Source organism: Flavobacterium adhaerens, assembly GCF_040045115.1.
Classification (GTDB): Bacteria; Bacteroidota; Bacteroidia; order Flavobacteriales; family Flavobacteriaceae; genus Flavobacterium; species Flavobacterium adhaerens.
This window is the reverse complement of the sequence record NZ_JBDLZX010000011.1, coordinates 89,299-110,944: the sequence shown is the minus strand read 5'-3', so window position 1 is coordinate 110,944 and position 21,646 is coordinate 89,299. Positions and strand designations below refer to the sequence as shown.

The window sequence follows — 21,646 nt, the reverse complement described above, 5'->3', positions numbered from 1 at the left end:
GTTATTTTAATGGTGTTCCATAAATAGCTGCCCAATCTGGGCCAAATTGACTCGATATGCATCTTTCAAGCGAGATGCTTAAGATTGAGCATATCCTTTTGGCATCATCTCTTGCTTCTGCCGCCGTCTTTGTCTGATGTAAAAGAGTTGTGTTTGGTAAGTGTACGTCAAATCCTTTTTGATCTTTGAAAACCTGTTTGTAACCCAATTCAAACATCTTTTCTTTGAATTCCCGATGTTTGGAAGGAATGTCGTAAGTGATTATTATTGCCATATTCTAAAAAATTTACTGTTTAAAAATGGAATTATCTTTCTAGAAAACTCCGAGAATTTATTTGGACTTTTTTACTGTTTCCTTTACAGTTGTTTTTGGATGCTTATCCGCGTAACTTTTTGTCACGAACTTCCCTGTCCCTGCATCTCTATATGTTGCCATTTTCTTTGTCATTTTTTATACACCTCCTTTCTAATTTAATTACTCCCCATAGAGCTAATTTCATGCCATGTGAAATTTTAGCGATTTTAGCTTGTTTTTGTTAATAATTATTTCAATATTTGATTTATAATTATCAAAAAATGATATGAAAACATTAATTTCATGGATTGCCACCATGCATGATTTTACCAGAAACCCGTCGAAAAACCAGATTAATGGAATCAATGAAAATGGCCCTACTTTTAATTTTCACAAAGATTTCTTTGACCATGACAGACATATTATTTTGTCGTCGGAGAAAGGAGATAATCCTGATCTATATGTGGAAAAACTAAGGACTGTTTTAAGCGTAAAATATCCTGGTCGAACTATTGAGACTCGATATTTGGACGTTACAGATGTAATTGATATCCCTCAAATAAAAACCAAAGTAGAAAGCTTATTACTTAGGGAATGCAAAGACGATGACATAAATATATTTTATTCTCCTGGCACCTCTGCAATGCAAATTTCATGGTACTTGATTCATGCGTCAGGTTTGTTAAACACTAGATTATTTCAAGTTCGTCCCCAAAATCATTCTAAAACTGGGAAAGCTGAATTGTTACAAATGCAGATTTTAAAATCCACTATTCCTAGTGGAAGTGTGATAAAAGAAGAGAGTGTCGTAAAACATAAGGAAGAATATTTAATTACAGATACATTAAAAACAATTTACGACAGAGCTGAAATGATTGCTAAAGCTGATCAAGTAACAACTTTAATTTATGGAGAAAGCGGCACGGGGAAAGAACATTTAGCGAATTTTATACATCAAAATTCAGTAAGAAACGACAAGTCGTTTATCGCCATAAATTGTTCTGCATTTACCGATGAGTTACTTGAATCAAGATTATTTGGTCACATGAAAGGGTCTTTTACAGGTGCAGTTGCAGACCATAGAGGGTTACTCGAAGAAGCTCAAGGCGGAACTATCTTCTTAGATGAGATAGGTGATATTTCCCCTTATATGCAACAATTACTATTGCGTGTTATCCAAGAAAAAAAAATTCTTAAAATAGGAGACACGAAGGAAAAAAAAATTAATGTTAGAATAATTGCCGCTACAAATAAGGATCTCCCTATTCTCTGTGGGCAAGGAACATTTCGCTGGGATTTATTTTATCGTCTTGCTGTGACAGAGCTAACTTTACCACCTTTACGGGATAGAGGTATGAATGAAAAAAAATTATTAGTTGATTTTTTCATAGAGTCTAAAAGGAAGTTATTTAAAAGATCAAAAAAATTACGTTTGGAAAAAGATGTAAAACAATTTATATTAAACTATCCATTTCCAGGGAATGTTCGTGAAATGGAAAACTTAATTGAAAATCTTTATGTTTTTAATAATGATATTGTTTTACACGATTCCTTACCAGCAAGACTGCTAAATCCTACCGATGAATTTAAGTTAGATTTAAAAACGGCAGAAAAATTACATATCATAAAGGTTCTTAAAATAGCAAAAAACAAGCAGCAAGCATCAAAGTTATTAGGCTGTGTAATAAATACGTTAGAGAAGAAAATAAAGGATTATGAAATAAAAATTGATGATTTTTGAGTTTAGGAAGTATCCCATAAAGTGTGTAAGAAAAAAAGTATTAGAGTATGCGTAGACCTTAATACTTTTTTAATGTTTTTACATATTTTACTAGATTTAATTTAAAAAGTTTATTAATTAAAGTTTTAAATACGTCATCTCACACGATTTACATTTTCTTTTGGTTTGATCTAGGTCAGCAACGTTAAAGCGACCTTCGATTTTTTCAAATATGTCTAATCCTCTGCCTAATGTTATTTTCCAACCATTGTTTGCAGCTATAAAGCGATCATGGTGATTTTCCATTCTGTAGGTTAAATTTATACCAAGATCAGTTACACTTTCTTGGAGTTCCTCGAAATAGCTTATGGAATCACTTAAATGGGTTTCATCATTCCATGAAACAATTTCAAGATTGACTTCATCTTCTAATGCTTTATTGTTTCCTAACATCATGCAGAATTCTAATAAATTTTTAAACTGATAAGGCATCCTTATATAAGGATCTTGAATAGTAATATTTTGTGCCCCTTTTAAATAATCTCCAAATAATTTTTTATAAGAAATTCCAGTTTGATTGTCTTTCAAAATCGTTTGATGTGGTTTTAAATCTAATGTCGATTTGGTAGTTGAACTAATATCTGTTTCCTCTGAATCAGAATCCTCTTTGACTTGAACAGCAGCTTTATAATTTAAATTCTCTAAAGTTTCAGGATATACATCTTTTCCTGATTTTTTAATAGTGTATTTGAATTCGACTGGTTCTGATTTAAATGTTTCATCAATAATGTACAATTGATCTTTAACTCTCTTTCTTCCTTCGACACAAAAGTCTAGTAGCTCAAGTAATTCTTCGTCAGCCACCACTTGGTTTGGATATAGTAATTTAACCATTCCGGAAACTGATTTTCTAATAGCTGTTTTATCTCTGGTTGTTAAAGAACCGTCTAAAGTGATTTTATCATCGAGTACAGAAGAGAAATCAAACTTTCTTAATTCTCGTAATAATTCTGCCAAATAATCCACAATAAAACCATATTCTTTAGAAAATACAGATGATTTTAAAATACGAACTTCCCAACCAGGAATATACATATGCATCCTATCCAAGAATGCTCCTTTAATATATCCGTCAGGGATGGATTCAAATAGATGGGAGTTCTTTAGCATGTATGGTACATTGTGTTTTGTATTACCAACAAAAGCCATCGATGCTGTAGCTTGATAAGTTTCTTTTCCTCTATTAAAACTTTGATTTGCCATGTAGTTTTGCATGATCTTGACTAAATCACCATCAGTACGTTTACCTCCCTTTTCTTGCTCAAATTCATCCAAAGCCACAACATCCCAATATCCAACTAACCCAATTTTGTCACCATTGTTACTTACAAAGAGTCTAGCTTTAGAAACATCACCACCAGAAACTAAAACACCATGTGGGGATAGTTCAGAAAATATATGCGATTTACCAGTTCCTTTGGGGCCTAGTTCTATAAAATTATAGTTGTTTTCTACATGTGGAATTAAGCGAGATAATTGAATAAATTTATCTCGTTTGTTAAACGATTCCGGATTTAAACCGATGCTATGCATCAATAAATCTAGCCATTCCTCTGAAGTAAATTCCTTACGTAAATCGATATATTCGTTTAAATTTACATTTGAGACCTGAATAGGTTTTAGATCAGCAATTATCCATCTCATGTTAATGTCATCTTCATGAGAATAAGCTAGAGTTACGATAGACCAAACACCACCACCACTTAATAATTTTGGATTATCAATTACCATTTTATCTGATATAGGCACTTTACGTAATCCCAAATTAGCAAAGTCAGCTTCATATATATTAGCTGATTTATCATTTAAAGTAACATTGATTTTATCAATTATCTTATAACTACCTGAATTTCGAATTTTTGCTTTTACAATTTCTGCATCAGAACGGTGGACGTAATTATCCCGAATGACATTTCTAACTTTTTCGATTCCAGATTGAATAATCTCTTCATCATCAATGGCACAATTTTGGCCTAATAAATATTCCAACACATATACAGGTACTGGATTGTTACCTTTTACCAATGCTGTTAGGTCTTTACGGACTACTTTCCCTTCGAAATGTTTTATTATTTTTTCTTTTAATTCCATAGTTATTCTAATTAGAAATCCATTCCCATTAAGGTGCTAATTGTAATCAAGTCGTTTAATACTATTGGATTGAGTTTGTTTTTGTCTTTAGTGTCGAACGCTTTTAAATAACAAAATGCTGCTTTAGAACCGATTGTGTTCAATGTTAAAATGATTTCAAACACCCTTTCTTTTGGGTTGTTTGAGGTAGCATTACAGCTTAATTCAATTTCATTGGAAAGCAATTCCCCTTTATCATTGTATAGACCTATGGTGACCTCAAGACTTTTTAATTCATTAGACACCGGTTCGTTTTGAAGTACCGAAATTCTAATATTTCCTGTGATAATTTTATTGACGTTATCTATTCTTCTGAAAGAAACTGTTTCCGTAGTTTCCTTTTTTTGTTTGTAATATTTTATTACCGGTGTTATTAATTCTTGAATACTGGCACCACCATGCACAAACTGAACTCCAATATTTCCTTGTCTACGATATCTGTTAATAGCTCTTGGAATAGCAATTTTCAAATCGGTATCAATGTTTGTTGTGTTTTTCATATCCAACACATATCCATCAGGTTTGCCTTCAAAACTATCACTAATTACAAAACGAGAATTGTCTTTGATGTATCCATTTGCTTTTGGCAACTTTTCTCTGTCATTTTCTTTTAATTCATTGTAGTTGAATAAAAATCCGTGATCTGCAGTCACTAAAACATGAGAAATATTCCAACCGTATATTTTTTGGATCAGTCTTTTTATTTGTTCAACTACTTTTGAAGTTTCTTCAAATGTTTCTTGTTCTGTTCTTTTTTTATCACCTATGGCATCCATCCAATCGTGGTAGATGTAGACTAACTTGTTTTTGATAAAAAACTTTCTACCAGTATCTCTATCAAATTTTATAATTTCTGCATAATCTATAGTAACACTATCTGGAACCGCTTCCTGTAAAATGGCTTGTCGATACTGGCTGTTTGTTGGTTTGCCATTGATTTTATATACTAAATCCTGTTCCCCTTTTTCGACAGTAATTCCTTTATTAGGGAGTAAGTTTGACATTCCTAAATTTGTATAGGAAGGAATTGAAGCTAAACAGGGCTGAATAGTTAAGTTGTTTTTACTGTCTGCTAATAAATCATTGTACAATTCGTAACCCAGTTCGTAACGAAATGCATCCGAAATAATTATTGCCATTTTATAATCAACATCACCTAAATTATCTTGGTAGAAATTGAATTGTTTATTGCAATCAATTTGATGGAAGTTAAATTTATTTTCTTCCAATACTTTTTGCCATTCGCTATTAAAGTCTATTAGAAATCTATCGTATTTATTGTTAAGTGTTTCAAAAATGGGCAATACTATTTTTTCGTACTCTTCTAAATGGTCTCTTATTTTGTCAAAAGCTACCACTGCTTTACGGTAATTGAAATCTACTTTATGTAACTCTGTCGTGTATTCTTTTATGTAATCCTCTGATGTATTAAAGCGGAACGATTTATAGCTTTCAAGGATACCATACATCGAAGCTGTAAAGTATAGGAACTCTATTTGATCCTTGGTAAATTCTGAAATTGTTTCCTCATTTCTCCAGCGAATACATTCCTCTTTTGTTTTCAATGCTTGAGAAATCACTTCACTGTATAATGTTTTTATTACGGTGTCCATCATTTCTTCAGAATAATAACCATATTCTATTTCGGTGCCATACCATTTTAATATAGCAATAGTATTTATTTTGCTGCCTAGTGTATTAAATAGTTGCTCAATTGCTTTGTTAGTAATTTGATTATTCTGCCATGCTTCAAAAAATTTCAGTAATTTATAATTGTCGGCTGTGCGTTTTATTTTTAATGAATTATAAGTGTCCGAAGCCATAACTTTAGTAGCATTGCCTACTAACACATTATATTTTAATTTTGTTATCCAGTTGCTTGCCGCTTCTATGGACAGCATTTCTTCTTTAGTGTCCAATAAACTATTGAACCAGTTGATTAACACACTCTCTAATTCTAATTCTTTAAGGTTCCCATTTATTTTATTGAACTTGTTTTCGTCTAAAGCTAATGTCAACCATTTGTTCATGCAGTTGAATTTGTCTTCTACCACATTAAATTCCAATGAAATGGAGATTAATCCTTTTTTTAAAGTATCCTCGCTAAAATTTTCCGGATCTAGTATTCGAGCCAATTTTTTTTTATTAGCTTTTATTTTTAGGAGTTTGAAATATTTATTTATTAGATTTGAATGTTGTTCTTGTAACCTGAATTCTGTTATAAACTCCGAAACCTCATCTAGTTTTAATTCGATGTTGGCGGACAATAAATCTAGTAAAGGATATTTTTTTACTTTTTCACCTTCAGGTTTTGCAAAAGGATGGTAGAGAAATACCTTTAAGTTACTCCATTCCATTTCCAATTTATATTTTAGATCAAAATAATTTTGATTTACTTCAATTACTTTTATCCCTTCTTTTTCAATAGCTGTCAATTCCTCTCTTTTCGATCCATCAGCATCGAAGTAGAATAGTTTATTTTTATCACTTTTTGCAAGTGTCTGAATTACTTTGTCTGCAAACATTGGTGTTAGTTATAAAATTAGATGTGATTTACTAATTTGTTCCATAAAGTCATTTTTTACTTTGGCTTCTTCTGCGAATGTTGCCCATTTCCTGACTACATCATTAGTTTGTTGTATAATTTGGTTCGCTTTTTTAATGTTCATCGATTTTGCCAGAATTAATAAATCATCTTTTGTGATGTCTTTTCTTTTTCCATTAATACTTAAATTGTGCTGGCTTACCCAAGTACTTTCTGGGCGATAGGCAAAGCAAACATCATAAGCAGGAGTCAATTCCCAATTTTCATTTTGTTTTAATATGAAGGCAAAATTTTTGGTATGATCATCACAATTTCTAGCAATTACATTAAAGACCATTCTTCTAAAAAGCTGTTCCGCTTGCGGATAAGGTAATTTTAACAACCGCATGGTTTGAAATAATTGTTCGTAGCTAAAACTTGTTATTTGATTAAAGTCATAATGTTGCATCGCGCACAGTGTTTGGATATGGTGTTTGGTATCGCCATCTTGTCTATCAAAACGTTTGGTCATAAAATGCGCTCTACCATTTTCTTCCATCAATCGACATTCCATCATTTCTATTTCACAAGCTTTTGCCATTAGGTAATACCCCATTTCAATTCTGCCATAACCTGTGCTTTCTCCAAATTGAATATCACTTACCGTATCTAGTTTAATTAGCCAATGTTCAAATCCTTTTGGCGCATTGGTTTGTCCAGATTTTACTTGTCCAGTTTTTTCATTGTATGCAATAATTGCTTTAGGACGAGCTCCACCCGCTGAAGTTCCAATTTTAAGAATGTCGAGCATGGCTTGCTGCTCGTCTTTGTTTAAATTGGTTTCAAATCCTTCTCGTTTTTGAAGCATTTTTTGCGAGATATTTACCAAGCTATCTACTTCGATATCAAATGCTCTTTTATTGACTTTGAATTGTGAAGGTTCAAATTCAAGTGCGCCCATACCTCGTGTTCCAATGAAGCATAACATTTCAACAGGATTCATACTGTTTTCCGGACGACCATTTTGTGCTAACCAATTGTTGATTAATTGGTTTCCATAGTCATCAGGAAGTACATCTGCTAATAAACCAGGTAATCCTTTGAATGTTTTTATGTCTTTCAGTTCCGGAAATGAGAAGATTCTTCGACTGCTCCCTGTCAACGGCATTTTCAACGGTGCCAAATCCCAATTTTTTGTTATGAATTTAGAGTCATATTCAACACTTGCTATTCGGGTTTCTACATTCCAGGCTACAGCACCCACTGTTTCATTCCATATTTTTATAAAAGCAGTTGTAATCATTACCAGTCTGATTTTTTTGAATTATCAGTATCATTATTTCTAGCACGTTGTCTTTTTTGTTGGTCCATTTTTGCTAGTTCAATTGGGCTTACTTGCTCTTGAATTTTGAAAACGTCCATTATATAAAGTAAATCCAACACTCTTATTACCTGTAAAAGAGTAGGTACTGTAATTGTTTCCCCTTTTTCGAGTAGACCTAATGTTGATCGGCTTATGTTTGCTGCATTAGCTACCTCTTCTTGAGTTTTATTTTGTGCTAATCTATGGTGTTTTACAAATGCTCCAATGGTTTGTGCCAGTGCAAAATCACTCGATGCAACCCAGTCAATGTATTGTTTATCATCCATAAAGTGTCTTATTTTGGTTTAACGACTGATATATCATACAAATTTAGTTATTTATATTTAAATAATTGCTATTACAGATTTAAATTATTTTCTCTCACCAGTCCTAAAGTCATATATTTCATTTTTTTCGAGATGCCCCATTATGTTATCTACCTGAAATTTCAGTTTTTGATGTCTTGGGTTACTTGGATTAAAAGCCGCATTTGTTAGAAGATTTTGATATCTCATATCAATTTTATCCTGTGAGCAGCAATTATCACACTTATCACAGATATACCAACCATTAGGGCATGCTTTTGATATTCTAGTGTCAATTATATTAAGACATCTCCAGTTAAGACAATGTGTTAAGTAGACTATTTTATGATACTCATCGCAATTAGAATCTGTGCAGTGAAATGTATTTACTCTGTAAAAAGCAAATTCAGAAGTCTTTGCATCACGCATTAATTTATTGCATGAATTGCATTTTAATTTTTCCAATAATCTGTTAACCCTATTTATGACAGCAACAAATCGATAATATAGATCATTATCAAACTCAATTTTTAAAATTTTGATGAAGTCCCTTAAAGTATATCTTTTCCATTGGAATGGGTTGTAATCTTTTTGACACGGACTATAGCATTTACTATTGCAACACCAATAAAAATTAGTTTTTAAGTCTTCGTCAAATTGGGATTTTGTCGCATCGCAAAATGTTAGACCATCAGGTACTCCATAATTTTCAGTATGAAAAACATTTCTTTTTTTAGTCCATTTGAAATTATAATAAACTCCATTAATACAAATTGATTTATTTTCTCTATTTAGAGAGTAATTTTTTCCCTCAATATTTATCAAATTATCATTAACTGAAAATTCATGACCGTTAATATTAATAAACCATTCTTCTTTTTCATTCGCATTATAACTATATGCTTTCCATGTCCTTCCCCCGCATTCATCTAATAATTCATCAATTTTTATAAGCTCATCTACATTCTCATTCAGTCGTTGACTTACCAATTCAAATATGGTTTTGTCATTAATGAATTGATTATTTACTTTTAAGGTAATCGCCACATACATCGCTATCCTCACATCAAGGCTCAAGGATGGATTATTTGCCAAATTTTGGAATTGTATGAACAATTCTGCAGTAATCAGCTTTTTATTTAAGTGAATAGATGAAAATATTTTTTGTAAAATTTTAAATTGATTATCGTTTGGGCATTCCTTTAAATAATCAATTGCCAGATCAAGTTCAATCTCATTAATTGAATCATTAAACCATAAACTAACTTTCTTTGGATTTGAAACTAAGTCCTGTAAGTAATAAAAGAACTCATTTTTTTCCTTAGTGTTATCATCAAAATACACATGGAATTTTATTAGCTCTTTAAAATAGTCATCATCATCAGGATTAAGAAATTTGGGTATAAAACTTTTTACAATCTTGACATTTTTTGTTTGATCATGTCCTTCTAAATTATGTTTTAAAACATCTAAAACACTTATTTTAAGGTTATAATCGGTCTTGCTGCTTATTTCATTAATGCTCTTTATTTTATCTTCTTGGCTAAATGTATATATCCCATTTACTTCTGTTTGGCTAGGCTCATGGTATTTATAAGCGACATTGATTTCATTTATTATTTTGACAAGTTGCAGTATTTCATTTAAATCCTCTATATGGGTTAAATATTCAATAAAATTATCTTTTGAAAAATTGATTGAAAAATTGCCTCGTTCATTTGTATAACCATAGTAATTATTTTTATGAAAGTAGGAATCGTAGAACCAAATTGCCACTCTATATTTTAGTGCTAATTTATCTTCGACTTGTTGTATTTGGAAGCCGGGTGTTTCTAGCGTTAATAAAAATAAATCGCAAAATGACCTTAATGAATTATCAAAATTTAACTTATTATATTGGGCTAAAAAATATTCGTTGTGAAATTCTGATGGTGCGTTTATGAAATCGTTACGGGTTAGCTTATCTAAGTGTTTATAAATAAAATCATTTGAAGGTGTAAAATATTTGAATTCTTGCCAATACCTCAAAAGGATTACATCGTCTAAATTCTCATTGATTATTTCTATGGCTTGCCTTTTTTGATTTCCAATCGAATTCCTTTTCAAGAGGCTCAAAAAGCTATTGAAGTAATCACTGTCATTTAATTTTCCCTTATCCTTTAAAAAGATGTCAATATTTTTCATGAACAACGACTCGATAAGTTCATTGTAAAGATTTGTATCTAATAACACATATATGCATGATTTAATATCTGAATATTCACTTTCAATTACTTCAATATAATCTTCTATTTTCTTTGAAATAATGCTAAAACAAATATCCTCTCTCTTATGCGCTTTTAATATTTTTTCGAGCAAATTGCGATCAATACTTTTATAATTATCCAAGAAAATGGCATCTGGAAAATCATACTCTTTTGAGTATTTATTGTGTAATAATGTATTACTCTGAATTATTGGATGATGTTCGCATTGTCTCCAAATGTCAAATAAATATTTTTCCTCTATATGGGAAAGATAATGTTTGAAAATTTCGATTATAACCTCACTAGATTCTAGACTGGAAACTTCGTTAGTGCCATTATCTGCATTTACACTTTTAAATTTCAGTTTGTTGATTATATTTCTTGTGATTTGAAACCTTTTTTTAATTGTTTCTATTGAATCAAAATTATATTCATCAAAATCATTGATAAAAAAAACCTTAACAATTTCGGGGTCTTTATGACGTAGCAACTGAAAGATTGCATAATCAAAAATACTAATATCTCTATATTCTTTACGTATGTATTCATTTCCCCATCGGCTTTTCCCTTTTAAGGTCAATTCTAAATTTACTTTAGGGTCATTCTCCTTTAATGACATTATGTATTTAAAATGCTCGTAGGTTTCCGGCTCTGAAACATTGAGTGCTTTTTTCCCTTTTTTGTCTTCTCCAATGTCAAAAAAAACAGCTTTTGCTTTTAGTATTTTTTCCGGTTTATTTATTAATTGACTAGAATGAATAAAGACTTCATTACCATCAACCGTTCCGATTACTCCAAATCCTTTGTCATTATTAAACCATTTTATAAGTCCTAAACTCTGCATATTGAAATTTTTAGATCATATTAAAAAGAATTGTTCAATGAAGGTAAAACTTCGTTTTGCCTGTAAAAATTGTACAGTAGTAACGCTTCCAGATAAGAAGGAGGTGTTTGATTATTAGTATATAGAATGTGAAATGTTAATGATTCTAGATTATTGTTTCGCATGAAACTGAACAGATAATCATTTGTAAGGACATCACGACCATTTACTTTCCCTCTCGTAGCTACCAAACGATTTTCAATAGAATGAGACCCTATTTGTCCATTTGTTTTCATTTTACCTGCCATTCCTATATAAATAATTTCAGCTGTTTGGGAATTCACCCAAATATAGACACCATAAGAATTAGCTTGTATTTGTTGCCGAATTAACTGATTGTATAAATTTCTTCCATTTGGTTGTAGAAACAACTGATGAGGCACCTTAAAAGCTGTATTGTTATCAATATAATCATTGGCAATCTGCATTATTTCAGGTATGGTCATATCTTATTGACTAAAATATTATTCACTATAAATTTCAGATTCTTGCTCTTCTATACTAGCTTCTAGTATTTCCACCATTTTTATATTCAAAATAGTATGAATTTGCTCCACTAAGATTGTTTTTCTTTTTTGATAAAAGTCTTCAAAATTTAAGATATCGAGTTCTGTATCCTTTGGGATGTAATTGTCTAAACAAAATTTAGAAATATCGGCAACATTTTTCTTTCCCGTGCCATCTGAACCATGCAACCAGTCTATAAATGGTTTAGCATTTTTAGATTCATTTTGTCTTCCTTCCATTAATTGAAGATTCGGCATGGTGTCTTTAATTTGTTGCCAAGACCACCATTTCTCCTGAGGTATTAGAGCATCTTTTAATTTTGCATCTGAAAATCTTGAATCTGGATGGATGTGGTCTTGATGAAAGTATATTTCATTATATCTCAAGTTAGGGTATAACAGAGATAGTACAAAAAATGCATTTGCCCCTTTCTTATATTGCATAAATTCTTCAATATCCTCAGAAGTAATTTTTAATGATTTACTTGCAGGTAATTTTAGTTCCATAAATTCATCAATAGGAAAATTCACATTCTTTAATACGAACGTTTTACTTCCTTCTTTTACTTCTGCCCTTAAAGCATTTCTAAAACTTGCAATTACTTGATCTCCTTGACCCCCGTATACATTTTTCAAAGAGGAGTGTAATAAATATTTTCGCATCCCTAGCTTGCTACTTTCGTTATTATTTCCGCCTTTCATGTGATGATAGGCAATAATTATTATTGCATTTTGAGAAGTTAGTACACTACCATTAAAACCATAAGAAGCTATTAAATCAACTGTTTTAATAAGTGCCGATTTAATATACTCCCAATTGTCTTTTATTAGTTGAACATTCTCTGATTTAAATGAATTTACTTTAAATAATACTGGCAAATCAGATAATACCAAACAGCAACGCATTAGGAAATCATTATTGAACCAAAATCCATCTCCTTTAGCATTTAGTTCTTTTAAAAACGCTTCTATTTCATCTCTACCATCTTCCCAAGTAGCTACAATAGTCGAAAAAAGTAAATCTGTTTTAGATAAAATAGTTCCACCACTATTTACACGAATGAAAATTTGAAGAATGTCATCTAGGTCATCTTTAGTTACCTTAAAATAATTTATTAAAGGTTCTACGGTTCTTTTGTGTAAATCTCTCAATGCTTTTTTGACAAATTTCTTCTGTTCATTGAAAGCTTTTATTTGATTTTCATCTGTTAGTATTTCCAGTATTTTGTCAAATTCATTATCAATATCCGCATCCTCGTTCCATCTGAGAACAGTTCCGATTTTAAACCAGCAACAATATTCTGTTTTATGTTCTTCATTTTTACGCTCTACTTGTTTGGCATCTTCTTGGGTCAAAAATCTAAACTCAAAAGATTGTTCTCTTTCTATATCGATAATTTTACCATCAGTGCTGTCTTTTTCCTGATAGGGTAGTGAAAGTAGGTTTAGGTATAAAAACGTTTCAGGATAGGCATAATCTTGTAAAGATTTGTGATATCTCAATCTTTCGCGGTGTGAACCTTGTAATCCTAAATAAAGAGAACTTAATCTTTGTTGCCCATCTAAAACACCAATAATTTCCTGATGAAGGAAATTACTATTTTTTCTAACATTGTTTGGAGTTCTTTCATCATAATTTTTCAAAAAATTATAAAAAACATACTCATAAGCTTTTGTAGCTTTCAATTCCCAAAAAAGAAATGAACCTATTGGATAGTTACGCATTAGCGAATCGAATAAATGTTCAATTTTCCATCTTGGCCAGACAAATTTTCTTTGTATCGCCGGAAGATAAGCTTTCTCAAACTCTATGTCATGAACTATTTCTTTTATACTTTTACTATGATAACTCATTATTTTTTGTCTTTTTTAAATCTTAGCAACTGCTCCTTCAAACTTCTCATAATTAACACTCACACCATCATCCAAATCAAAGACGATTTCTTGTAATGCCAATGTTTTTAAAATTTCGTTGTAATCTCTGCATTCCAGTTCCCAAGCGCGGAGTTTGTCCAGACGTTTGAGTTCGTTTTTACTCAAGTTGGTTTCGTTGGCTATAGCTTTTGCAATTTCTTGTTTGATCCATTCTTGGTGTGGATGCAAGTAGTTTCGTTGTATTTTGCTTACGGTATATTTGTCCATTCGATGCATGTACACCAGTACTTTGAAAGCTGCAGTGTTGGGTTTGCTTGGGTTAGAACTGAACAACCAATAAATAGGTTTCTTTTTGTAACGGCTGGTATGGTCTTTCCAGAATTGTTCGTTGAGGTATTTGTCTAAATCTACACCCAAACACTCGTTGATGAAGTTGAGGTTTTCGGTTAAGGTTGTTTCGCCCCAAAGATCATGAATTAGGTTTTTGATGCGTACCAAAGCATCGTCTGGGAAAGCACCTTCGCTACCCATAATTGGAATGATAGCATCCTCATCAATGGTTAGTGGTAAATTATTAATTGATAATAAGCTTTCTCCTTGTGAGGGAATAACATAGTCTTGCAGTTCTTCTTCTGTCGGATTGGGATGCGCGATGTGTAAACCAGGTTGATCTAAACGATAACGCCCCATAAAAATCCCAATGCAATAACTGATGAACTGATTAATAACCTGATCTTTTTTTATAGGAAGTAAGACTGCATTTTTACCTTTAGATCGAAATGTAGTTTCCAATTTTTCTAACTCTTTGCCATTTAGTTCTTCTTGCAAAATGGTAATGTCTTTTAAAGCAACCTCGGGTGTTAGCTCTTCCTGCAAACCATAAATATCTATAAAAATGCGGTTGAGTTCTTCCTCATTTTCATGCAATTGAAAGAAGTTATTGGTTACATGGTCTCGCCATTTGTGATAGGCATTTTTTAGTGAAGTACTTTCATTAAGTAATGGGGATTTTTCAAAATCCCATGAAGTTTCAGACCTTGAATAATCCCATTTTGACAATTTAATATTTTCTAATCCAATATTTTCAATTTGAATATTATAAATGGAATTTGGTAATTTTTCAATATCACTTTTTGTAATATTTAGTGTTGGATTTATAAGATTAATTAGATTGTCTGATAGTTTTGAATTCAAAAACGCGAGCAAAATAACATTTATCTCTGAAAAAACAACGGGACCACCATTTCCGTATAAAACTCCTTGTGGTACAATCCTAAATGAAGATTTATAAGATGAAATCATTGTCCAAGTAACTCCACTTTTAAAGTAATATTCTGAATCTCTTAATCGATGATCATGACATTGTTCTTTTATTTCCTTGGCTTCATTACAAAGATTTATAACATTTTCAAAATTACCATACCATTTCCGAAATCCGCCACCACGTGTTAATGGATACCATTTTTTATCAATATTTTTTATGTCTTCGTAGGAAGTAGCTTTAGAAGAAAAGAGATTATTATTAATCTCAAACCAAAACTTTATAAATATGTTATCTTTTCCTGTTCTTACGCCCGGGCTTGAGAACGAGTTATTGCCAATACTATCGTTTTCAAATAAAGAAATTATTTTTCCGCTCACCCAGTAAGCAATCGGGCTACCAGGAATTTTTTCAAAGTTTTCTTGAACAATATTTGGATAGCTATTTTTTCTATTTAAAAAATTTGTTTCTTTTTCAATATTGTTTCTGTAATCCACTAATCTAAAATAATTGGCAGATTTTATTCCTGTACCATTTTCTAAAACAAAAGCTGTCGATTGTACAACTTCACCGCTCAATTCTTCAAAAGTTCTTGGTCCGAGATGCAACATATTTAAAATGCCATAATTGTCAATAATGTGTTCCCGCAATTTTTCATAAGATGATAAAAACATCCAGGAATGTTGGTTTATCATCCCCATTAATCCGTTAGAAACATTAAAAGACAAACAAACTTCCATGAATACTGCAAACAAATCTGATTTGGATAAAGGGTATTTACTATTTACATAATTTTTCAATTCTGAATTCATATTACTTTGGACCATATAGGGCGGATTGGCAACCACTGCCGTATAGTTTTTAGTCACTACCAATACCACTTCTAGAAAAGGCCTCAGATTGTTCCATAAATCCTGTTGTAGGAGGTCTAAAGTTCCTGCTAGAGCTTGGGTATTCCAGTCGTTTAAACGTGTGGTTATAAAAGTATGTGCTTCTTGTGAAAGTTCTATTTTTAAGGCAGCACCAATATTTTTTCCTTGGTTTAATAGTGTTAAAGCTTCCTTAAGTTCAATTACATAAGTGGCACCTTGTGGTGTTAAGAAACTTTGTAATTCCTGGAGTTGAAAATGGTGGGTTTCTGGAAAGCTATAAATGTGTGGTAATAGTAATGGATTGTTATCTGAAGCTTTTAGCACTTCGGGGTAAAATTCTGCAGCTTTTAACAAAACAGCAAAACGCGCCAGTTGCATGGCACGATCGTCGATGTCTAAACCAAAAAGATTGTTTTGTAAAATGCTTATTACGGCATTCTTGGCCGTGTATCCTTGTTCGCGATACATTTTGAACAAGAGTTCAAAACCAGTTACCAAGATGTGTCCGCTTCCTGATGCAGGGTCAATGAGGGTTAAGTCTTCTAAATGGTTGATGAGATTGCTTTTTTCTTCGCAATGACTGTCCACCAAATATTTCATATCCAGTTTTAGGGATGAAGTTTTGTCAAAGTCGAGATAAATTTTACCAACGGTATTTTCTACCATGTATTTTACAATCCATTTAGGTGTAAAGATTTGTGTTGCTGCCGGAATGTCTTCGGGTCTGGCTTTTATGTTGGCTTTGAAACCTTTGAAAACATCGTTTTTTTTGTCTGATATGTAGAATTGGTATAACCAACCTATGAGTTCTACTTCTTTGTATTCGGTATTAGTAATTACGTCACTGTTTAGCAAATCGATAATGCCGTTGCGTTGCAAAAGGTTGTTGGGTAACAGGATTTCGGTATAGTCATCAATACGGCCGAAAACATCGTGCAAAAGTATGTTGTTATTGCACAAACGAGTCAAGAGTAAACCAAGTGCTTGTTCTTCCTGATCATCAACCAAATACTGTTGCAGCAGGTCGATGTATTTTTGTTGCTTTAGTTGGTGTTGGCCACGCTTGGCATTTTGAACTATTTGTGGTGTTTTAAGTTCGGCAGTATAGGTTAATGTTGGTTGAATGTACCCTCTTTTTTCTAAAATATTTATTGCCATTAAACGATTGAACCAGGTATAAGCAGCTTCTTCAATGGTGTCTTGGACTGCTTGATTGTTGGTGAGTTTGGTTTTTAGTTTTTGCCATTTTGGAGGAACGCTTTCATCATTGAAAACGTTTCCACGAAACAGGTATCCACCAGTTGTAATTTCTACTGTTTCTGTATTGTTTCCGTTGGCGTCAAAACCCCAATATAAAAGGCGTTGTTTAACGCCTTCCATTAAAATTAATCTTGCTTGTTTGGCAAACGATTTTATGTTGTTGGTATTCAATGTTTAAATTTTTAATAGTTAGAAAAAACAACCCCGCCCTTTGGGCATCCCTCCAGCGGAGGAGAATTTAATTCAGGAATATTTTTTGATTTTTGGCTAGTTTCACCATCAGTTTTTCTCTTAATTTAGTAATGTATTCTTCCAATTGTTCGGCTGTTTCAATTGTGGTTGGCGGCATTTCGTTGGCTACATTGATAGTCACACTTTGCTGGTATTCTTTGCCTGATTTTTTGGCTTCTGCTTTGGCTTTAAAATCTTCTAGAATTTTAATGTTCTCGGTTCTAAAATCATTAATTTTTACATTATAGACTTCTAGTTGGTTGTAGTTTTTCTCTTTTTCAATTCTATTTATAAAAATTGGATCTGTCGTTAGATTGGCTTCCGTTATGCCTAATTTATTTTTATGTTCTTCAATTTCCTTAAATACTTGTTCGTATAGTTGCACAGTTTCTGAACGTAAGTCTTTAATCTTATTTTGCAGTGCATCATGAATTTCTTTGTATGCCTTTTTCATTTGAGGCAATCTGTCCCAAGGTTCTTTGTCGTTCTGTATGTATTCTGTAACTGATTCTGCCCTAACTTGTTCTGTATCATCAAGCGCAGTGAAATTGCTTTTATTGTCACTGATGAATTCTTTTATTTGCAGATACGATCTTAAGTTATGCTCAATAAACTCTACTACATACATGTATTGATCCCTATCGATTTTCAAAGCAGTTTTATTTTGCTTTACTAATTCCAAAACTTGTTCCTGGTCGCGTGCTGCATATAATTCTGTTAATCCTTTGTGAAATTTTTTAAGATGTATTCCAAATGTATATACCTCATATTCATCTTTTAATTTGTTAACTTCTAAAAGTTTGGCTGCTACTTTTAGTTTTAACTGATTGATTGCTTCTTTTAAATCAGAAGAGTTTGCAATGATATTCTCTGCAAATATTTCGTGGTTTATGGTATGAATGAACTCGTTTATTTCGTCTTGCGAATGTGCTTTTTGGTTTAAAATTAGAATAGAATCGCGTTCCCGATTGTTTAGTCCTTTATCTACAAATTGTGTAAAATCGATGCTGTCATTTTTCCACTCGAAACGTTTTACTCCTTTTTGACCAATTTTTAACAGAATATCTAATGTTGCAATATCTTTCCAGCCGTAAGGTGCTTTTTCGAAGTTCTTCACTACATCGCCTACATTAGGATTTTCACCCATGAGGTTCATTTTATTTACTACTTCTTCTTCGGCAGGATCTAAACCAGTATTGGCTTTGATCTGTTTGGATTTGGCATTATTGACTAAATCTGCATTGGATTTGGCATAAGCATTACTCAGAGGATGTTTTTTATAGGTTTCCTCTAAATGTTTTTTGATAATATCCTCTAAACGACTTGTTGTATTGGCACCGCTCAATTGTTCGGCTGCTATAATTTGTTGGTTGGAGACTATGCTCGTGTTCAAAAACTTTTGCTCGAAACGTAATTTTATTTCGTTTAATAGAATTAAATTATTAATTCTAAAATTGTTTAATGTTTCAACTCTAGTTCCTGTGGCATTAGCCGAATTATTAACTATAAATTTTTGAGTACGGACGTAATCCTTAACCTTCTCTTTTAAATCTTTATCAACGTTGAACCAATCACCAATCGCAATGACCAAGTCTTGAGCGGGACTGCTGTATGCCAGTTGCTGAATATCACTAATATCAAAAACAGAAAATTTGATTTTAAAATCTCCATTTCTGATGATTTCTTTATCATCAATACTTATTGCTGCTTTAAAATTTCTGTTTCCGAAAAAGTTGATGTCTGGTTTTGGTTTCAGTACTTTATCAATAATATCTTTGTAGAAATAATCCAGTCTGTCTTCACTATTAATTGAGGTTGTTTTGATTAATTGTGCTACATCAATTTCATCATCTTTAAGAAAACGGTATTTTCCTTCGCTTACTTGTATGATGTTTTTTTCTACTAATAATTCTAAGATAGCAGTGACTTGTTTTTGAACTTCTAGTTTTGGTGTATCTACCGCATTCATTAATAGTAAGGCTAAATTTTCGACTGTAGCCGGAAAGTTAACTCTATGGCTTTCTCCTAAATTAGAAATCATAAAAAGTGTATTGACTACTCTTCTCGCAAATTCCGTTTCTTTAACTTCTTTTATATTATAGGCTCTGTCCAGTATGCTACGAGCAATGAATGTAAGGTTTTTATCGAACTGATCATTAAAGAACAAATCGAAAGGAACAAAATAACCTACTTGTTCATCTTTGCATTTTTCAGCAGTGTAGTGTGTAATTCCTAGAATAGAACGTTCCGTATTTTTCACTCCCTGACCTACATAACCCACATTACTGAAACTTTCAAATACATCAGAAATTAATCGGAATTGGTACGGAACAAAAGGATAAGTTAGAGTAAAATCATTTATGTTTTGGAAATTTTCATACAGGTCATGATTGAACACAAATTGGTTGTCAATAGCTCCTTTATTTTTTTTATAGTATTCCGAAAGTGTTCCAATACCATCAGCTTTTTTTTCTAAAACCCTTTTCTTGGTAATGTAGGTTGCGTCTTGACTTTCTAGAGAAATAATGGTTTCAAAACGACCTAAAATTTTACCAAAATCACCCGTTTTAGTGTCAGTGGTATCAATCAAATTAGATAAATCCTGTTGGGCTGTACATACCACCCAGATTTTGGTTCCAATTTTAGTTCCAATTTCTTCAACAATAGTTTGCAGATTGAGTAAAAGGGCTGTATTAGAACCAATGTACTGTGAGACTTCATCTAATAAAAATATCAGTCTATAATTTTTGGGTTTGTTTTTTAGAAAATCTTGAAATTCTTCTATTAAAAATTCAATTGTATAGTCTTGGTCTTTATCTTTTATAGCATTTTTTAAAGAATCTACATCGAATTCAGAATTACAAGTGCATGCAATTTCCAATACTTTATTTAATGAAGATTTTACAAATCGCTGAATATTGATGCCTGCCCAATCTTCATTAAATTCTTTCTTTATTTTTTGTTTAAATTCCTCAAAGCTTCCTTTGTTTTCTAATAGCTTTTCTAAATAAAGTGCAAGTGCTATGTTAGAACTATTGAAGCCTCTAAATGAATTCAATTGATTTAAGAGTACTCTTGTAATACGATCTTTGGCATCTTTATTCCCGGAAACCGCGTCAATATTAAACATGATTTCTTCGATTTCAAAAGCATCCAGTTTTTTTTGAAGCAAAGCCAAAAGATTAGGATTTGGTTCTTCTAAAGCTCCAATATCTTTAACGGCTTCTTTGAATTTTACAAAAGCTTTTTCTCTGTATTTTTTATTCAGGCAATAGAATAAGTATTTGATAAAATGTGATTTTCCACTACCATAATATCCGCTAATCCAAACACCTGTTTTTCCTTCTTTTTTGTTAGCTATAACATCTAAAAATTTATAAACGTTTTTAGTAATGCCTGGTGTGAATACATATTCTTCAATCTCCTGATCAGTGAAATATTCTTCCATTTCACTAACCACTACGGCAGGATTAATTGGTCTGGTAATTTCTTTATCGTAAAGTTCTTTAATTGCTATCATAGTACTATTCTGTTGCTATATATTTGTTCAAATGGTTGGCTCTGTAAAGGTTATCATCGTTCAACAATCCAAACATATTGTAATTATTGTTCTCGTAATTACCGGGATAGAAAATAATTACTTTGAATTCTTTGATTAGTCGTTCCGTATTTTTTAAAAAATCAGAGACTCTCAAATAGGGATAAGCGGTACCAAATCCATGTAAAATGAGATACACTTTTTTATCGTTTTTTACCGCAAAATGTGCTTTCACTTTATTTTCAAAATTTGTATAAAAATTCCCGTCATTAATTTCTTCTAAAATCCAATCTAAAGCATCGTCTGGATCTTCTTTTTCTTTTTCTGTAATTAAATCGAAAAGCGTTCTGCCAGAGAATTCTTCAGTTTTTAAAAAGTTAATCATTTCCTCGTACATATTTATAACTAGACATTCTAAATAATTGTTTGGACGTTTTAACTTTTCAATCAAAAAGGCAATTTCTTTTCGCATTTCATATTCAGCTTCCGGATTATAAGTATAAATATATGCGGGAAAGAATAAATTTCCAGTTCTGGGCTCTTGAAAGCCACGGTCTGACATTAGGTTATATAATTT

12 protein-coding genes are annotated in these 21,646 nt (G+C 31.9%); 1 reads left to right on the top strand and 11 read right to left on the bottom strand.

What is annotated here, in order from left to right; all coding sequences use genetic code 11:
* Position 1 precedes the first annotated feature (1 nt).
* Positions 2–274, bottom strand: a complete 273-nt coding sequence (locus ABEB18_RS14625; RefSeq protein ID WP_348800057.1) for a hypothetical protein — start codon at positions 272–274, stop codon at positions 2–4.
* A gap of 307 nt (positions 275–581) precedes the next feature.
* Between ABEB18_RS14625 and ABEB18_RS14620 the strand changes: the two genes are divergently transcribed.
* The gene (locus tag ABEB18_RS14620; protein ID WP_348800056.1) at positions 582–2,036 is read left to right on the top strand and encodes a sigma 54-interacting transcriptional regulator; all 1,455 of its coding nucleotides are present in this window, start codon (positions 582–584) and stop codon (positions 2,034–2,036) included.
* Between the two features lie 117 nt (positions 2,037–2,153).
* Here the strand turns inward: ABEB18_RS14620 and brxL are convergent, their stop codons facing one another.
* The 10 genes from brxL to ABEB18_RS14570 form a co-directional block, all read right to left on the bottom strand.
* Positions 2,154–4,166, bottom strand: a complete 2,013-nt coding sequence (gene brxL, locus ABEB18_RS14615; protein ID WP_348800055.1) for a BREX system Lon protease-like protein BrxL — start codon at positions 4,164–4,166, stop codon at positions 2,154–2,156.
* An 11-nt stretch (positions 4,167–4,177) separates the two neighbouring features.
* On the bottom strand, positions 4,178–6,730 hold the full coding sequence (pglZ, locus tag ABEB18_RS14610; protein WP_348800054.1) for a BREX-1 system phosphatase PglZ type A: 2,553 nt from the start codon (positions 6,728–6,730) through the stop codon (positions 4,178–4,180).
* Positions 6,731–6,739: 9 nt separating this feature from the next.
* Positions 6,740–8,032: a type II toxin-antitoxin system HipA family toxin gene (locus tag ABEB18_RS14605; RefSeq protein WP_348800053.1), complete on the bottom strand. Its 1,293-nt coding sequence runs from the start codon at positions 8,030–8,032 to the stop codon at positions 6,740–6,742.
* Positions 8,032–8,379 (bottom strand): helix-turn-helix domain-containing protein, encoded by a 348-nt coding sequence (locus ABEB18_RS14600; protein ID WP_348800052.1) that lies wholly within the window; start codon positions 8,377–8,379, stop codon positions 8,032–8,034. The genes ABEB18_RS14605 and ABEB18_RS14600 overlap by 1 nt, the downstream gene beginning before the upstream one ends.
* Before the next feature lie 84 nt (positions 8,380–8,463).
* Positions 8,464–11,487 carry a cold-shock protein gene (locus tag ABEB18_RS14595; RefSeq protein WP_348800051.1) on the bottom strand — a complete coding sequence of 1,008 codons (3,024 nt, stop codon included), beginning with the start codon at positions 11,485–11,487 and terminating at the stop codon, positions 8,464–8,466.
* A gap of 20 nt (positions 11,488–11,507) precedes the next feature.
* Positions 11,508–11,972 carry a hypothetical protein gene (locus tag ABEB18_RS14590; RefSeq protein WP_348800050.1) on the bottom strand — a complete coding sequence of 155 codons (465 nt, stop codon included), beginning with the start codon at positions 11,970–11,972 and terminating at the stop codon, positions 11,508–11,510.
* A gap of 18 nt (positions 11,973–11,990) precedes the next feature.
* Positions 11,991–13,886 (bottom strand): DUF262 domain-containing protein, encoded by a 1,896-nt coding sequence (locus tag ABEB18_RS14585; RefSeq protein WP_348800049.1) that lies wholly within the window; start codon positions 13,884–13,886, stop codon positions 11,991–11,993.
* A gap of 15 nt (positions 13,887–13,901) precedes the next feature.
* On the bottom strand, positions 13,902–17,471 hold the full coding sequence (gene pglX, locus ABEB18_RS14580) for a BREX-1 system adenine-specific DNA-methyltransferase PglX (RefSeq protein ID WP_348800048.1): 3,570 nt from the start codon (positions 17,469–17,471) through the stop codon (positions 13,902–13,904).
* Between the two features lie 67 nt (positions 17,472–17,538).
* On the bottom strand, positions 17,539–21,051 hold the full coding sequence (brxC, locus tag ABEB18_RS14575; RefSeq protein ID WP_348800046.1) for a BREX system P-loop protein BrxC: 3,513 nt from the start codon (positions 21,049–21,051) through the stop codon (positions 17,539–17,541).
* Positions 21,052–21,055: 4 nt separating this feature from the next.
* Positions 21,056–21,631: a BREX protein BrxB domain-containing protein gene (locus ABEB18_RS14570; RefSeq protein WP_348800045.1), complete on the bottom strand. Its 576-nt coding sequence runs from the start codon at positions 21,629–21,631 to the stop codon at positions 21,056–21,058.
* Positions 21,632–21,646 lie beyond the last annotated feature (15 nt).

Bases quoted from the DNA above. Each gene is read 5' to 3' on its own strand.
- ABEB18_RS14625 (WP_348800057.1), bottom strand. From the start codon at position 274: ATGGCAATAATAATCACTTACGACATTCCTTCCAAACATCGGGAATTC.
- ABEB18_RS14620 (WP_348800056.1), top strand. From the start codon at position 582: ATGAAAACATTAATTTCATGGATTGCCACCATGCATGATTTTACCAGA.
- brxL (WP_348800055.1), bottom strand. From the start codon at position 4,166: ATGGAATTAAAAGAAAAAATAATAAAACATTTCGAAGGGAAAGTAGTC.
- pglZ (WP_348800054.1), bottom strand. From the start codon at position 6,730: ATGTTTGCAGACAAAGTAATTCAGACACTTGCAAAAAGTGATAAAAAT.
- ABEB18_RS14605 (WP_348800053.1), bottom strand. From the start codon at position 8,032: ATGATTACAACTGCTTTTATAAAAATATGGAATGAAACAGTGGGTGCT.
- ABEB18_RS14600 (WP_348800052.1), bottom strand. From the start codon at position 8,379: ATGGATGATAAACAATACATTGACTGGGTTGCATCGAGTGATTTTGCA.
- ABEB18_RS14595 (WP_348800051.1), bottom strand. From the start codon at position 11,487: ATGCAGAGTTTAGGACTTATAAAATGGTTTAATAATGACAAAGGATTT.
- ABEB18_RS14590 (WP_348800050.1), bottom strand. From the start codon at position 11,972: ATGACCATACCTGAAATAATGCAGATTGCCAATGATTATATTGATAAC.
- ABEB18_RS14585 (WP_348800049.1), bottom strand. From the start codon at position 13,886: ATGAGTTATCATAGTAAAAGTATAAAAGAAATAGTTCATGACATAGAG.
- brxC (WP_348800046.1), bottom strand. From the start codon at position 21,051: ATGATAGCAATTAAAGAACTTTACGATAAAGAAATTACCAGACCAATT.
- ABEB18_RS14570 (WP_348800045.1), bottom strand. From the start codon at position 21,631: ATGTCAGACCGTGGCTTTCAAGAGCCCAGAACTGGAAATTTATTCTTT.